Annotated in this window: 12 protein-coding genes; 7 read left to right on the top strand and 5 right to left on the bottom strand. The window is 54.4% G+C overall.

Annotation, left to right across the window (positions count from 1 at the left end; all coding sequences use genetic code 11):
* On the top strand, positions 1-607 hold a 607-nt coding region (locus tag VFO10_RS16430; RefSeq protein WP_325142075.1), incomplete at its 5' end, for an aminotransferase class III-fold pyridoxal phosphate-dependent enzyme.
* A 10-nt stretch (positions 608-617) separates the two neighbouring features.
* Here VFO10_RS16430 and VFO10_RS16425 read toward each other — a convergent pair.
* The 5 genes from VFO10_RS16425 to VFO10_RS16405 all read right to left on the bottom strand — a co-directional run bounded on the left by VFO10_RS16425 (position 618) and on the right by VFO10_RS16405 (position 7,415).
* The gene (locus tag VFO10_RS16425) at positions 618-1,220 is read right to left on the bottom strand and encodes a phage tail protein (protein ID WP_325142073.1); all 603 of its coding nucleotides are present in this window, start codon (positions 1,218-1,220) and stop codon (positions 618-620) included.
* Between the two features lie 269 nt (positions 1,221-1,489).
* Positions 1,490-4,159, bottom strand: a complete 2,670-nt coding sequence (locus VFO10_RS16420; RefSeq protein ID WP_325142072.1) for a valine--tRNA ligase — start codon at positions 4,157-4,159, stop codon at positions 1,490-1,492.
* A gap of 153 nt (positions 4,160-4,312) precedes the next feature.
* Positions 4,313-5,188: a matrixin family metalloprotease gene (locus VFO10_RS16415; protein WP_325142070.1), complete on the bottom strand. Its 876-nt coding sequence runs from the start codon at positions 5,186-5,188 to the stop codon at positions 4,313-4,315.
* Between the two features lie 111 nt (positions 5,189-5,299).
* A complete protein-coding gene (locus VFO10_RS16410) occupies positions 5,300-6,313 on the bottom strand; it encodes a LysM peptidoglycan-binding domain-containing protein (RefSeq protein WP_325142068.1) in 1,014 nt (337 codons plus the stop codon).
* Positions 6,314-6,452: 139 nt separating this feature from the next.
* A complete protein-coding gene (locus tag VFO10_RS16405) occupies positions 6,453-7,415 on the bottom strand; it encodes a hypothetical protein (RefSeq protein ID WP_325142066.1) in 963 nt (320 codons plus the stop codon).
* Positions 7,416-7,497: 82 nt separating this feature from the next.
* On the opposite strand from VFO10_RS16405, the gene VFO10_RS16400 reads away from it, so the two are divergent.
* From VFO10_RS16400 to VFO10_RS16375, 6 genes are all read left to right on the top strand, one after another.
* Complete coding sequence (locus tag VFO10_RS16400; protein WP_325142064.1) at positions 7,498-8,688, top strand: phosphoglycerate kinase; 1,191 nt, start codon at positions 7,498-7,500, stop codon at positions 8,686-8,688.
* Positions 8,689-8,700: 12 nt separating this feature from the next.
* Positions 8,701-9,456 carry a triose-phosphate isomerase gene (gene tpiA / locus VFO10_RS16395; RefSeq protein WP_325142062.1) on the top strand — a complete coding sequence of 252 codons (756 nt, stop codon included), beginning with the start codon at positions 8,701-8,703 and terminating at the stop codon, positions 9,454-9,456.
* A 132-nt stretch (positions 9,457-9,588) separates the two neighbouring features.
* Positions 9,589-10,974 (top strand): methylenetetrahydrofolate--tRNA-(uracil(54)-C(5))-methyltransferase (FADH(2)-oxidizing) TrmFO, encoded by a 1,386-nt coding sequence (trmFO, locus tag VFO10_RS16390; protein WP_325142060.1) that lies wholly within the window; start codon positions 9,589-9,591, stop codon positions 10,972-10,974.
* On the top strand, positions 10,955-11,803 hold the full coding sequence (asd, locus tag VFO10_RS16385; RefSeq protein ID WP_325142058.1) for an archaetidylserine decarboxylase: 849 nt from the start codon (positions 10,955-10,957) through the stop codon (positions 11,801-11,803). The genes trmFO and asd overlap by 20 nt, the downstream gene beginning before the upstream one ends.
* Positions 11,804-11,874: 71 nt before the next feature.
* Entirely contained in the window at positions 11,875-13,287 is a 1,413-nt protein-coding gene (locus tag VFO10_RS16380) for a pyruvate kinase (RefSeq protein WP_325142056.1), read from the top strand.
* Positions 13,287-13,883, top strand: a complete 597-nt coding sequence (locus VFO10_RS16375; RefSeq protein WP_325142054.1) for a hypothetical protein — start codon at positions 13,287-13,289, stop codon at positions 13,881-13,883. Before VFO10_RS16380 ends, VFO10_RS16375 begins: the two co-directional genes overlap by 1 nt.
* The last annotated feature ends 59 nt before the right edge of the window (positions 13,884-13,942 follow it).

Raw genomic sequence — 13,942 nt, 5'->3', positions numbered from 1 at the left:
CAGTCTCGAGTGGCTTTCCGGCCTTTACGAAATCTGCCAGCAGGAAAAAGTCCTCCTGATCTACGACGAAGTTTTCACCGGCCTCGGCCGCACAGGCCAAATAACCTTCGCAGAAATGGTTCCATGCGACCTTCTCTGCCTCGGCAAAGCCCTCGGCGGCGGTCTTCCACTCTCCGCCTGCTTCGGCCGTACGGACGTCATGGACGCCTGGCCGCAAAACGAAGGCGAAGGCATTCACACCGGAACCTTCTTCGGTCATCCCTTATCCTGTCGCCTGGGCACTGAAACCCTGCGCACCATTCAGGAACAAAGGCTCCCTCAACGCGCCATGGAACTCGGAGAAAAACTCCAGGTCATGCTCCGCGAAACCCTACAGAATCATCCTCTGTATTCATCCGTCCGCGGCCGCGGCCTAATGGTTGGACTCGAACTCCGCGAGCCTTTGGCTGGTGCGCGTTTGATGGATATCCTGCGGCGGCATGGTGTGATTGCTCTGGCCAGTGGGGATAAGGGGCAGGGGATTTCGTTAACCCCGGCGCTCAATATTAGTGAAGATGAATTGCTGACAGCCGTGCAGCGGATTGCTGTGGCCGTCCGTGATCTCTGATGAAAGCCTTTTAGTATCCTGCCTTGATAATGTACTGAACGCCCCTGTTCTGCGGGCGTGTTTCGGCTGCACCACTCAGTGTTGTGCTGGTTTCCGTCGACGTGCTCGTCGAGACCCCAATACCGGTTTGTGCCTTTTGCACTTCCAGGAAGAAAATCGCAGTATTGTTTAAACCGGGCGCATTTAAACCTGCACCATTCCCACCCAATCTCCAGAAGTTGGCGTTTTGCGAAAGAGTATGAGCATGACCAGGATCGCTGACAGTGGACTGCGAAGTGCTCCTGGAACTGGATGCGGCCGTTAAACTATTGACTGCAGTGGAATCGTCCGGCCAGCCACCGAGCTGAGTGGTTACGCCAAGGCTATTGGCGCCCGTTCCACGGAGAAAGACGCCGCGATAGTCCGGAACTCGGAACATGTTTTCGTCGGGTGCGGCAAAGCTTGTGCCTGTTGTATTGTTCACCTGCGTTGCGTAAGTCGAGTTCAAGGCATTGAAAAGATCAGGATAGGTAGCTTTCGCATAGGCGCTGCCATCACAGAGCAGCCAGCCTTTGGGTATGCTGTTTCCGGCAAAGGCCACAACAGTGCCAACCGGAACTGCTTGGCGTTTCATCTCAGCAATGGTTGCCTGCTGCACGGCCAGGATTTTACGAATTTCCCGAATGTCATCGGCAGACTGCGCCCTGGCACTGTCGGCAATCAAAGATAGGGGAGAAATTAGGAAAAAAGCGAATAATAAGAAAACTTTTGAGACATGTTTCATTCCTTTGTTTTGGCGTAGAGCTCCATAGGGGAGCCGTTGCCAGGGGATGAAGAACGAAGGGTTCTATTGCGTTTGAGCCAGGGATTTTTCGGAAGGGCCCGATAAACGGGCCCCCACTTTCAATCAGCCAAAGCCTTCAGGTTGGTCCGAATCGCACTCAGCTGCTCTTCCATGTTCGACTTCTGAGCCCGTGTTTGAACCAGGACTTCCTCGGGCGCACGCTCGACGAAGCTTGCGTTGTTCAGCTTGCCCATGATGCCATCGAGGATTTTTTGCAAACGCTGCTCTTCGGTCGCAAGGCGTTTTCTTTCCTTGTCGATGTCGATGAGACCTTGCACAGGGAGATAGACTTCAAAGCCTTTGCCGACGGCAGACAGGGATTGTCCGGGACGGCCGACCTGCGGGCCCGAGACGACTTTATCAGCGCGGGCGAGGCGCTTGATCCATTCCTCGGCTTCGGCCACGGTTTTCGCGAGACTCTCGTCGATGCGGATGTGCGCAGGAAGTTCCTGTTTGGGCGGAAGACCCATTTGGGCACGGACCGAGCGGATGCCCGAGACGATATCCTGGACGGTTTTCCACTGTTTGGCTTCCTCTTCATAGCTCGGGATTTTTTGAGCGTCGGGGAAGCTGGCCACACAGATACTCGCCGGACGCGCGCCCCAATCGGGATGCTGCGGCATCTTTTGCCAGAGTTCTTCCGTGACGAAAGGCATCACAGGATGCGCAAGACGCAGGGCGCCGTCGAAGACATAGACGAGCACGGACAGTGCCCGCTCTTTGTCCTTATGCCCCGCAGGCAAGGCCAGATCGGTCTTTGCGCATTCAAGACCCCAGTCACAGAAAGCACCCCAGATGAAGTGATGCAGCTCTTCCACAGCATCATTCACGCGGAAGCTTTCCAGATGACGGTCCACTTTTTCTGTGGCTTCACGCAGGCGATGGAGCAGCCATTTTTCGGCCAAGGTTAAATTCAAACCCTGCAGCGAAGGCAGCTTCTGATTGCCATCAAGGTGCTGGAACACAAGACGCGCCGCATTCCAGATCTTATTCACAAAGCGCGAGCCGTTTTCAAAATCCTCGATATCCATCCGCACGCGACCACCGAGTGGCGCAAGACTGATGGCAGTGAAACGCACGGCGTCCGCACCGTGCTTATCGACGACTTCCAGCGGATCAATGCCATTTCCTAATGTTTTAGAGAACTTGCGGCCCTGCTTATCGCAGACCGTGGCATTGAAATAAACATGTTTGAAGGGCAGGCGTTGCTTGAATTTCAAATTCACCATCACCATGCGCGCGACCCAAAGGAAAATAATTTCCGGTGCGGTCACAAGCACGTCGGTGGGATTGAAATACTCCAGCTCTTTGGAATTCTTGCCATCACTTGGCCAACCAAAGGGACTCAAAGGCCAGAGCCAGCTTGAGAACCAGGTATCCAGGACGTCTTCATCCTGGCGAATCTTCTTCGACCCGCAGTGCGCACACTGCGTGGGATCTTCCAGGCCCGTGGTCACTTCGGGGCAATCACTGCAATACCAGATGGGAATCCGATGGCCCCACCACAGCTGACGTGAAATACACCAGTCCTGAATATTATCGAGCCAGTAAAGATACGTCTTCTTCCAGCTTTCCGGATGGAACTGCAGTTCGCCACTCCGTGCGGCTTCAGCTGCAGGTTCCGCGAGCTGCTTCATGCTCACAAACCACTGAAGACTCAGACGGGGCTCGATAATGGTCTTACTGCGTTCGGAATGCGGAACCGTGGTCTTATAGGATTTTTCTTCATCAAAAAGACCAAGGGCCTTCATCTGCTTGATGACTTCCTTGCGCGCGACAAAGCGGTCGAGGCCTTGGAATGGAGCAGGAGTATTCTCGGCCATGGTTCCGGTCGGGGTCATCACGTTGATGAAGGGCAGCTTATGCCTTTTGCCGATCTCAAAGTCGTTCGGATCGTGTGCCGGTGTAATTTTCACAGCGCCGGTTCCAAACTCGCTTTTCACATACTCATCAGCAATGATGGGAATCAAACGATTCACAAAAGGCAGGCGAACCTGCTTGCCAATCAGGTGTTTGAAGCGCTCGTCCTCGGGATTGACAGCAACCGCGGTATCACCGAGCATTGTCTCCGGACGCGTCGTGGCGATCGGAATGAATTCATCCGTGCCGTCGATCGGATAGCGGTAATAGTAAAGAATCCCCTGGATTTCCTTGCTTTCCACTTCATCATCAGAAATAGCGGTCTGCAGGACGGTGTCCCAGTTCACAAGGCGTTCGCCGCGATAGATCAGGCCTTCCTTGTAAAGCTCCACAAACACGTAACGCACAGCTTCCGAAAGCTTCGGATCCATGGTGTACGCGAGCCGATCCCAATCGCAGGAAAAACCCATGGTCTTAAACTGCTCCAGGATCATGCCGCCGTATTTATCTTTCCAGTCCACAAGTCTTTGGAAGAACTTCTCGCGGCCCATTTCCCAGCGCGTCGTGCCTTCCTTTTCCAGGTCCTTTTCCACCATCATCTGCGTGGCAATGCCCGCGTGGTCGGTGCCGGGCAGCCAGCAGGCGTTGAAACCCTTCATCCGTTTCCAGCGGATGAAAAGATCCTGAATCGAATAGCCAAGCCCGTGGCCCATATGCAGCTGGGAGGTCACGTTCGGGGGCGGCATGAGTATGGTATAGGGCACTTTTTTGGAATCGACGGGAGCGCTGAAAAACTTGTTTTCGAGGCTGTGGCGATACCATTTCTTTTCGTATTGCTTATGGTCGTAGCTGGGTTCCAACTCTATCATGGAATGACACGCTCCTTATGGCACTGTCCGCGCACTTCGCATCAATATAGGATGCAGCGAACCGGGCGTCGATGACTTTTTGAGGGAGCGTGGACACGAAAAAAAACCGGGTCAAAGGACCCGGTTCACAACTTAAGATGACGTGGTTATGGCTTAGTTCAACTGAAGCTTGGGTGATTCCTGGGCTTTCGTTTCGATCCAGGCCTGGGCGGTCAGCGTGAGCTTCTCCCAGTCGGCCGTTTCCTGCTCTTTCAGCAGCGCATCAATGTCACAGGCCTTGCCTTCGCATCCATAAACGGTCTGGATGCGTTCAATATCGCCGCGTGACAGTTCACGAGTGGCAAGGCCCTCGCCGATGAAGAGGGCAGGGTTCATGATGGACAAGGTATCCACGTCTTCCGAGACGTGCGTGAGTCCAAGAAGGTGACCGAGTTCATGCAGCGCCAAGGACTGCATGTCGACGACGTCCTTGTTATCCTTGGCTTTCAGAGTCATGCTATCGCCGATCAGATAGTTCTGAGTATTGAAGCGAATGTCAGCCTTGGCAATGATCGAGGCATCGAATCCGTTGTTCCAGATCGTCGTCGCCAGCACGGAGTCAGGCTTTCCGGTCTTGCTCCAGTTGTTATCCAGATAATGTCCGTTCACATTGTCCTGGAGCGAGCTATAAAGGTCCTTGAAGGAGTCTCCGGTCACACCCGCGTGATCACCATCAAATGCAAAGAGCTTTTTGCCGACGGCCCATTCCCAGCGTTGGATGGCCGCCATCAGGTGCACCTTCTGCTGCTGGGTCATGTCCTTGCCGAACTTGAAGGGGATATGAACCCCGTTCCAGCCTTTGGCGGCATGAATACCATAGAGAGTCGATGTCTTATCATTGGAATGCGGGCTGGCCGTCTCGGTCTTCGTGGTGTCGATGTCCTCATGCACCGAGACTTTATACATCTGTGATCCACAGGCGATAAAGCTGGCGAATGTAAAGGCGATACCACCGATACCACCTAAGTACTTGCCGAGCATGTTGGCCATATCATTAACTCCTCATGGTCCCAATCTTGTATCTTCCAACTTATCGAACCGGTTGAAAAAGACCTTGAGGAGCAAGTTTACTTTACGGACATCATGGAGCTATTCCGGTTCTTAGTGAGCCGACTTAAGTCCCTTACGATCGGAAAGAAGTGCGGTCAGTTCCTCGGCCGCGATGTAGTCAAGGCTCTGGCCTTCGAAAATCCTGTTAGGTTCCGCGATGATAGCTTCGTTCCAGCGCCAGACCAGTTTCCAGAAGGCTTTATTACCGAGCTGACGTTCGGCGATCAGCTCCAGGGTGTCACCCTTCTGCACAACGACCTTCGAGCGAGGCAGATTCTTATAGGCGCTTTCGAATGACGCCGAGGCAGAATCTGCGGGATAGCGAAGAACGTCACCGGGGAAGATCGGAGTATTGGCGTCCAGGCTGTTGGCTGTTGCGAGGTCCTGCCAGCGGCGCGATGTTCCGAAGATGATGGTCGAGATCTGACCCAGCGTGTCGCCCGGCTGAACGATATAGAAGTTACCGGAAAGGTGCTCGGTGCCGCGTGGACTGCGGGTCTTCCGAACCTTGTTTTTACGAGCCTTGGCTGGTTTCTCGGAATCCATGGTCCCAGTGCTGTCCATGCCGGCGTCCGAGGCGCTGACCATGGAATTCTGCATAGGCGAGGCTGTGTCGGCCGGTGTATCGCTTTCTGCCACGACCTGGGAAAGGGATGGCAGGCTGTCGGTCTGGGCCGCAGGCTCTACGTCGCTCACAGGTTGCGCTGTCTTGTTTTGCTCAGCCATCTGATAATTGCTGGCGTCGGCCGGATGATCTTCTGGAAGATCAGGGGATTTTTGCTCGGCCTGCTGCTCGGCAGTCAAATCCTGAATGGTGCCGGAGCTGTTGCCGTCTATGGATTCACCCGCGCTTTCCGCAGCACGCTGAGCATCCGCGGCGACCTGCTCGGGATCGGGGATTTCACTGTCATTGATTTCGTCTTTTTGAACTTCAACAACCTGATTGCCTGCATCCGCAGCCTCGAAGCTGTCTTCTACATCACCGCTGTCGCTGGTGGTGCAGTTCGAGGAAAGAATAAGAGCCGACAAAGCCAGACCAGTATAGAAACGGCGAAGTGTTCTCACGAGCAAACTCCCTGTCTTGACGCAAGCTGTGAGGTCCTTCGGATATCCAGCCTGCGACTTGAGCGGGGGCCCTGCAACATCTCATAATTCTTGGGTTTTTATTTCACGTAAAGGACGTAAGTCGGCAGAATCTTCCCGCTTATCCCAGATCGTGAGCCAGACTCGCTGCGATTTCCTTATAGTAGTCGCGCGTATCATCAGGCCCATGCAAAAGCCGGGGACTTGTGATGTTGATTTCCGAAATGAAGTTGCCAATGATGTCAAATCCCACGAAATAAACACCATCCTTCACAAGCGCGCCGGCAACATTCTCGACCATCGCCACTTCATCTATGTGCGGCTGATAGGATTCCAGCGTCGCGCCCGAGCGGGTATTGGCCAGGAAATTATCGCCGTGCGGTTTCTTCAGGCACCAGCTCAGCGCTTTGCCGTTGATGCTGAAGGCTCGCACTTCACCCTGGAAAATACGCTGATCAAAGGCCTGCAGCAGCCTGAGATCCTGACCATTCTGGGTTTCTTCGCGCAGGATATGCAGCACCTGCTCTTCCTTTTGCTGATTCAGATTCAGGCGCAAAACCCCGCGACCACCGTAAAGGGTCAAGGGTTTCAGCACGGCGTCTCCATTCGCGGATTCCTTGATGAAATGCAGGAGCTGCTGAGGATCCGCGGAGACGAGACCATCACGGATCGCGTCCGGAAATTTAAAGATGCTGAGTTTTTCATTCAGGTTCCGCAGCGCGAGAGGCGCGTTATAAACCTTGACGCCGCGTTCCACCGCAGAATCGAGCAACCATGTCGTGGAAATGTAATTCATGTCATAGGGCGGATCTTTCCGCATATGGATGGCCTGGAAGAAATCAAGGCGCAGACGGCGGGCCGGGGACATGCGAAGGGAATTGATGTCTCCGTCCGGGAAAGCCAGCTCCTGAGCGAACGCTGCAGCGCAGGATTCGCGGCTTAACCATTCCAATTGACCGGGCGTACAGATGTAAGCGAGATGGCCAATGTTACATAGAGCACGGGCAACACGCAGGCTCGAGTCCAGCTTTAGATTCAGGTTTTCGATCGGGTCAATCACAAACAGGTGGTGGATCTTTGCCATGATGTCCTCTTTCGCTTGCAGAGTTTTCTCAGCCCGGTATGTTGCGAGAGTGTAACGCCTGACTCGAAGAAAGGAAAGCCCGATGGAATTCCGCAAACTCCAGGACCTTGACCTTACGAACAAGAAAGTCCTCGTGCGCCTCGATCTCAATGTCCCGATTAAAAAGGGCAAAATCACCGACGATACCCGCATCACGGCAGCCTTGCCGACCCTGCGCTATATTCTGGAACGCACGAACAAGATCGCGCTCATGTCCCACCTCGGGCGCCCTGATGGGGAAGTGATGCCCGAGTATTCCCTCGAGCCCGTGGGCGTGCGCCTGGCCGAACTGCTTGGCGTGGAAGTCGTCTTTGTGCGTGACTATACCGAAGAGCCAGCCGAACAGGTGCTCAATCAGCTGAATAAAAATCAGATCATCCTCTTCGAAAATCTTCGCTTTCATCCCGGTGAAACCAAGAACGACCTTGATTTTGCCACCAAGCTCGCTCACGGTTTCGACTGCTATGTGAACGATGCCTTCGGGACTCTGCACCGCGCGCATGCCAGCGTGGTCGCGGCGGCTGAACTCTTCCCGAGCGAAAAGCGCGCGGCCGGACTTCTGGTGGAGCGTGAGATCAGCGTTCTTTCCGCTTTGCAGAAAAAACCTCAGGCCCCCTTCACCGTTATCATGGGCGGCTCGAAAGTTTCGGATAAGATCGGCGTCGTTCTGAATCTCTTGAATCATGCCAACTACCTTCTGATCGGTGGGGCCATGGCCTACACCTTCCTTAAGTATCAGGGTGTGGACGTCGGCGATTCCCGCGTGGAAACCGATAAGATGGACCTCGTGGCTTCCATCTACCGCAACGCCGAAGCTCGTAAAGTGGAAATCATTCTTCCTGAAGATCACGTCGCTGCCGCGAAATTCGATGCTGATGCCGAGGCTGTTGAAATTCCAGGACGCACGATTCAGAAGGGTTTGATGGGTCTTGATATCGGTCCGCGCACCATCAAGCGCTACAGCGATATCATCGGGCTTTCGAAGACTGTGCTTTGGAACGGACCCATGGGCGTCTTCGAATTCGATAAATTCGCGAAGGGTTCCCTTCGCATCGCAGAAGCCATGGCGCGCAGCTCGGCCTTTACCGTGGTCGGCGGCGGCGATAGCGTGGCGGCAACGAACAAGGCGGGTGTGGCCGATAAAATGGATCACATCTCGACCGGCGGCGGCGCTTCGCTTGAGTTCCTGGAAGGCCAGATCCTGCCTGGCGTCAAAGTCCTCTTGAAGCAATAAGGAAGACCAACGATGCGCAAACCATTGATTGCCGGTAACTGGAAAATGAACCTTCTTTACTCGAAGGTTCCTGAATATATGCAGACCCTGAGTCGCGAGATCGCAGCCAAGAATCTGAAGCGTGATCAGGTCGAAGTGCTTCTGGCCGTGCCCGCCCCATTCCTTGGAATAGCCCGCGAATACGGCGAAAAAAGCGGGATTTTGATCGCTTCGCAAACCATCCATGAGAAAGCCGACGGCGCCTTTACGGGTGAACTGTCGATTCCCATGCTGAAGGATCTGGGCATCCGCTGGACTTTGATCGGTCACAGCGAACGTCGTCAGTATTATAACGAAACCGATGCCAGCGTTGCCTTGAAGACCAAGGCCTGTCTGGATCAGGGCATCAATCCCATCGTCTGCGTCGGCGAAACAAGAACCGAACGTGAAGGCGGGCAGATGGAAGCTGTTCTGAAGCGTCAGGTGGAAGCCGTCCTTCAGCAAACAGGAACAGCCAGCAACTTTGTGATCGCTTATGAGCCCGTCTGGGCCATCGGCACCGGGCTGACAGCCAGTGACGCTCAGGCTCAGGAAGCCCATGCGTTTATTCGCGGTGTTTTGCGGCAAAAGCTGGGCTCCGCTGCGGATTCCCTGCGGATCCTTTATGGTGGCAGCGTGAAGTCGTCGAATATCAAAGGCCTGATGCAGCAAGCCGACGTAGACGGGGCTCTGGTCGGCGGCGCCTCGCTTGACCCGGTCGAGTTTGCGCGCATCGTCGACTGCCAGTAATGTCCTCATGTCCAAGCCCCGGATCAGGTTTTTGCGCCTGATTCAGGATGGAACGGCTCGTCTTGTGTCCTGCGATTTGGTATAAAGCTGGGCCGATTATCGGCCCAATCGACCCATGCGCAGGAGCAATCTATGAAGAAGGCACTCATTCATATCGTCGGAGGTGGTCTGGCTGGCTGTGAAGCCGCCTGGCAGTGCCTGCGCGCGGGACATGAGGTTCGCCTCTATGAAATGCGCCCCAAGAAAATGACGCCCGCGCATTCCACAGGTGATCTTGCCGAACTCGTCTGTTCGAATTCCTTGAAATCCATGCTGGCCGATTCAGCCCCAGGGCTTTTGAAAAGCGAAATGCAGGCGCTGGACTCCCTGATTTTAAAGGCCGGCGCCCATGCCGCTGTGCCTGCAGGCCAGGCCCTGGCTGTGGAGCGCACAGTTTTTTCCCAGTATATTCTGGAAGCCCTCGAAAGCTTTCCTGGATTCACCCGCGTCGACGCTGAAGTCACCGAACTGCCTGCGATCGGCGAGAACGAAGCCTGGATCATCGCCTCAGGGCCTTTGACCAGCCAGCCTTTGGTGGATCAGATCCAGGGTCTTTGTCAAGGCAGCCGCCGTCTGCATTTCTATGACGCCATCGCACCGATACTGGAAACGGACAGCATCGACGAAAGCATCGTCTTTCGCGCCAGCCGTTATGATGATTCGGGTGATGGGGACTATTGGAATGTTCCTTTGAATAAAGAGGAATACGAGGCCTTCGTGGATGCCGTCATCGCGGCTGAAAAAATGCCCCTGCACGATTTTGAAGACGTCGCGTATTTCGAATCCTGCCTTCCGATCGAAGTCATGATCGAACGCGGCCGGGACACTCTGCGCTTTGGCCCGATGAAACCCGTGGGCCTCACCGATCCCCGCACCGGCCACAGGCCCTGGGCTGCCGTCCAGCTGCGCATGGAAAACAAGGAAGGCACCATGGTTTCGATGGTGGGCTTTCAAACCAAAATGAAATGGCCGGAGCAGAAACGTGTTTTCAGTATGCTGCCGGGCCTGAAGGATGTTGAATTTTTCCGCTTCGGTTCTGTGCATCGGAACAGTTATCTGAAAAGCCCCGATGTTTTGAATGCGGATTTATCGTTCAAAACCGCGCCGCGGATTTTCCTGGCCGGACAGATCACCGGCGTCGAAGGCTATACGGAATCCGCCGCCATCGGGCTTTTGGCTGGCCGCGCTGCCAGCGCTAAGGTGCAAAATGAAAGCTTTCTGATGCCACCTGCCGGCACGATTATCGGTGCGCTTTACCGCTATATTACCGAAGGCGGGCTCGGGGATTTTCAACCGATGAACGCCAACCTCGGTCTTTTGCCGGGTCTTCCCAAACAAAGAGGTATGGGCAAACCCCAGCGGAAGGCGTTACAGTGTGCACGATCGCGCGAAGTTTTCGCCGCGTATCAGGCCCAAATTTCCGGTTCATCCAAGACTTATCAGCATGGAGAAGAGTGGAATGCGCAAGCAGGTCTTTAGTGGTTTGGGGCAGATTCTGCCTTTGAATATGATCAGTCTCGCCGCTGGCAAGGCCGCACGATTAAAACTGCCTGGAACGCTCGGACAGCCTGTTTGCAGCGCTTTCGTCAAAGCTTTTGGCATCGATATGAGCGAGGCGGAAAGACCGCTGGAAGACTACGCCACGATCGAGGATGTCTTCACCCGCAAGCTGAAACCCGGAGCCCGTCCGATTCAGGGCGATCTGGTCATGCCCTGCGATGGCGTCCTGAGCGTGTCGGGTCCTGCCACCGAAAACAGTGCGGTGCAGGCCAAGGGTCTTGAGTACTCGCTGGCGGAACTCATGTTTGGTGATGATGTTCCGCCCGATCTTTATCTGAGCTGGTCGGCCACCATTTATCTGGCGCCCCACAATTATCACCGCGTTCATAGCCCAATTCAGGGGGATCTGAAAAAGATTCGCTATTATCCTGGTGAGCTATGGCCCGTGAACAAGCCTTCGGTGCGCTGGACGCCCAGCCTTTTTACGCGTAATGAACGCCTTGTCTTTGATATTGAGACGAAGGATGGTGTGCTTTATCTGGCCATGGTCGGAGCCTTGAATGTGGGTCGCATCACTACGCCGTTTCTGACAGATTTCGCCAGCAATGGCAGTCTGGGTCAGGCGCGGCAGGGTCCACGCAGTTTTGAGCTGGACCGTACACACAGGATTGTACCTGGTCAGGAACTTGGCACCTTTATGCTGGGATCAACTGTCATTATTGCTTTTGACGAGGCATTGGCAAAGCGTTATCGTATGGACCATGCCTTGTCCAGCCGTCCTGTCCGCCTGGGTGAACGCCTCAGCTGACAGGAAAAATCGCCCCCAACGCGGTGTTATCAGGGCTCCTGCACAATGATTCGAGGGAGTGGAAAAGAAGAATGAACAAACTGAGAAGAACCCATGTGGTCTGGTCTTTTGAAACATCATGCTTGACGGATGCACTGATTCGCACCATCGACCCCAACAAAGTCGATGCCATTCGCATCGTGTCGAAACACGGTGAAATAGACCGCGTACGGGAAATCTGCCGCCGGATCAAACGCGAAGTCCCCATGGCCAAGGAAAAGCTGCCTTTGCTCGTCGATCTTTATGATCGCGTGCGCGGTATGGTGGTCGGTTTGGAAGGTTCGAAAGAATTCAAATTCGGCGACATCATCAAGGTCAGCCCTGAAAAAGGTCAGGGCGATCTGACGATTCGCACGGAAGAATGGCCCGATCTTTTCGCGGTCGATCATTCGGTTTACCTTGCCAATGGCATGGTCGTCTGCAAGACCAAGGAAGTGAAAAAGGATCACGTGGTTCTCGAAGTCGTTCAGGGCGGTGTGCTCCATAACGATTGCGATGTCGTGGTTCCCGCCACCAAAAAACAAATCAGAATTGATACCGTGCCTGAAGACGCGTGGAAAGCCGCTTCGGATCCCGACATCGACTATCTGATTCTGCCTTCGATTGAAGATGCCGCGGATCTGGAGAAGGTGAAAAAACGCCTGGAAGCGCAGCCGAATTCCCCCTGGCTGCTTTTGAAAGTCGCCACCAAAGGCACACTGAAAAACCTCGAAGAGCTCCTGCCCTTCGTTCATGGCGTCGTCATTTCCCGCGTGGAACTCGCCATGCGGATGGATCCGGCTCTGGTTCCCATGGTCACCAAGGAAGTCATCCAAAAGTGTAATGATTACGCCAAGATGTCGATCGTTGCCAGTGAGATGCTCGGTTCGATGCGGCACAACGTAACGCCGACGCGCGCTGAAGTTTCCGACATCGCCAACGCGGTCTTTGACGGCGCGGATGCTGTGGTTCTTTCTGAAGAGCTCGCTTACGGAAAATTTGCTGAGAAGGGCGTGGCCCTTGCAGTGAAAACGATTGAAGACGCCGAATCGTCGACGACTCAGGGTCTGAACTGGGTGAAAAAACATCCCGAGATCACGACCGAGATCGAAGCGGTAACATTTGCCGCCTATCGCGCTGCCTACCGCAATCAGGCCAAAGGCATCGTGTGTATCACCAAAGCCGGTAACACCGCTCTTCACTTGTCTTCGTATGGAGTGCAGACGCCAATCATCGCCGTGACCATGTCCCCGGATGTGGTGCGCCGTCTGCGTCTGGTGCGGGGCGTGGTTGGGATTCTTCTGGATGAAGCGCCCGACATCGAGCAGGTTTTTCCTATCATCAACAGTCTGATGACACGCAAGACCTGGCTCAGCGATGGTGACCGTTACGTCTTCGTATCGGTTTCGCTGTCCTCGCTCGGCAAGGAAGCCAGTAACCTCTTCACTGTGCAACAGATCCAGTAATGAGTGATAACCTGCAGTTTCTGGAAATCGAGCATAAGTTCGTCATCGAAGCAGACCTGGACATCAGGTCCCTGCTCGATGACCTGCATCAACGGAAGCCGGAAAAATTCATCCAAACGGATGTGCAGGACACCTATTTCCTGGTCGAAAATCCGCCGCAGGCTGTCTATCGGCATCGGATTGATAGCTACCTGCAGCAGCTGACCGTGAAAAGCCTCGGCGCGGATACAGAAGTGCGCCTGGAAGTGAATCTTGATCTGGATCCTGCCAAGGGCAATCAGATCGAACGCATCCGGGCCTTTCTTGCTCCGCTTGGGGTTTTGTGGCAGGGAACCCTTCGCAAGGAGGTCCAGGCCTTTTACTTTCCCGATGCCGAAGTGGTTTACTATCAGGCGCAGTACCTCGATCGCGTGATTCGCTGTTTTGAAATCGAAGCCAGAAAGCCTCCTTCGATCGAAGGGGCCCAGAAGATCCTGGCCGACTGGGAAAAATCCCTAGGCTTCGACCCCGCAAAACGCTCCCAGGCCTCTTTGCTTGAACTTCTGGTTATTCCAACCTTGCCCGTCGGGCTTCAGGAAAAAGTGCGAAGCCTGTAGATTTGGTAAAACCTGAAAAAAAGCTTCTTTTCTTCTTTCTCAGCTTCTCCTAATAATGA

Source organism: Oligoflexus sp. (assembly GCF_035712445.1).
Classification (GTDB): Bacteria; Bdellovibrionota_B; Oligoflexia; order Oligoflexales; family Oligoflexaceae; genus Oligoflexus.
The sequence above is the reverse complement of the archived record's forward strand: the minus strand, read 5'-3'. Positions and strand labels throughout refer to the sequence as shown.

Coding starts and splice junctions, on each gene's coding strand:
- VFO10_RS16425 (WP_325142073.1), bottom strand. CDS start 1,220: ATGAAACGCCAAGCAGTTCCGGTTGGCACTGTTGTGGCCTTTGCCGGA.
- VFO10_RS16405 (WP_325142066.1), bottom strand. CDS start 7,415: ATGGCAAAGATCCACCACCTGTTTGTGATTGACCCGATCGAAAACCTG.
- VFO10_RS16375 (WP_325142054.1), top strand. CDS start 13,287: ATGAGTGATAACCTGCAGTTTCTGGAAATCGAGCATAAGTTCGTCATC.
- asd (WP_325142058.1), top strand. CDS start 10,955: ATGCGCAAGCAGGTCTTTAGTGGTTTGGGGCAGATTCTGCCTTTGAAT.
- VFO10_RS16420 (WP_325142072.1), bottom strand. CDS start 4,159: ATGATAGAGTTGGAACCCAGCTACGACCATAAGCAATACGAAAAGAAA.
- VFO10_RS16380 (WP_325142056.1), top strand. CDS start 11,875: ATGAACAAACTGAGAAGAACCCATGTGGTCTGGTCTTTTGAAACATCA.
- VFO10_RS16415 (WP_325142070.1), bottom strand. CDS start 5,188: ATGGCCAACATGCTCGGCAAGTACTTAGGTGGTATCGGTGGTATCGCC.
- trmFO (WP_325142060.1), top strand. CDS start 9,589: ATGAAGAAGGCACTCATTCATATCGTCGGAGGTGGTCTGGCTGGCTGT.
- tpiA (WP_325142062.1), top strand. CDS start 8,701: ATGCGCAAACCATTGATTGCCGGTAACTGGAAAATGAACCTTCTTTAC.
- VFO10_RS16400 (WP_325142064.1), top strand. CDS start 7,498: ATGGAATTCCGCAAACTCCAGGACCTTGACCTTACGAACAAGAAAGTC.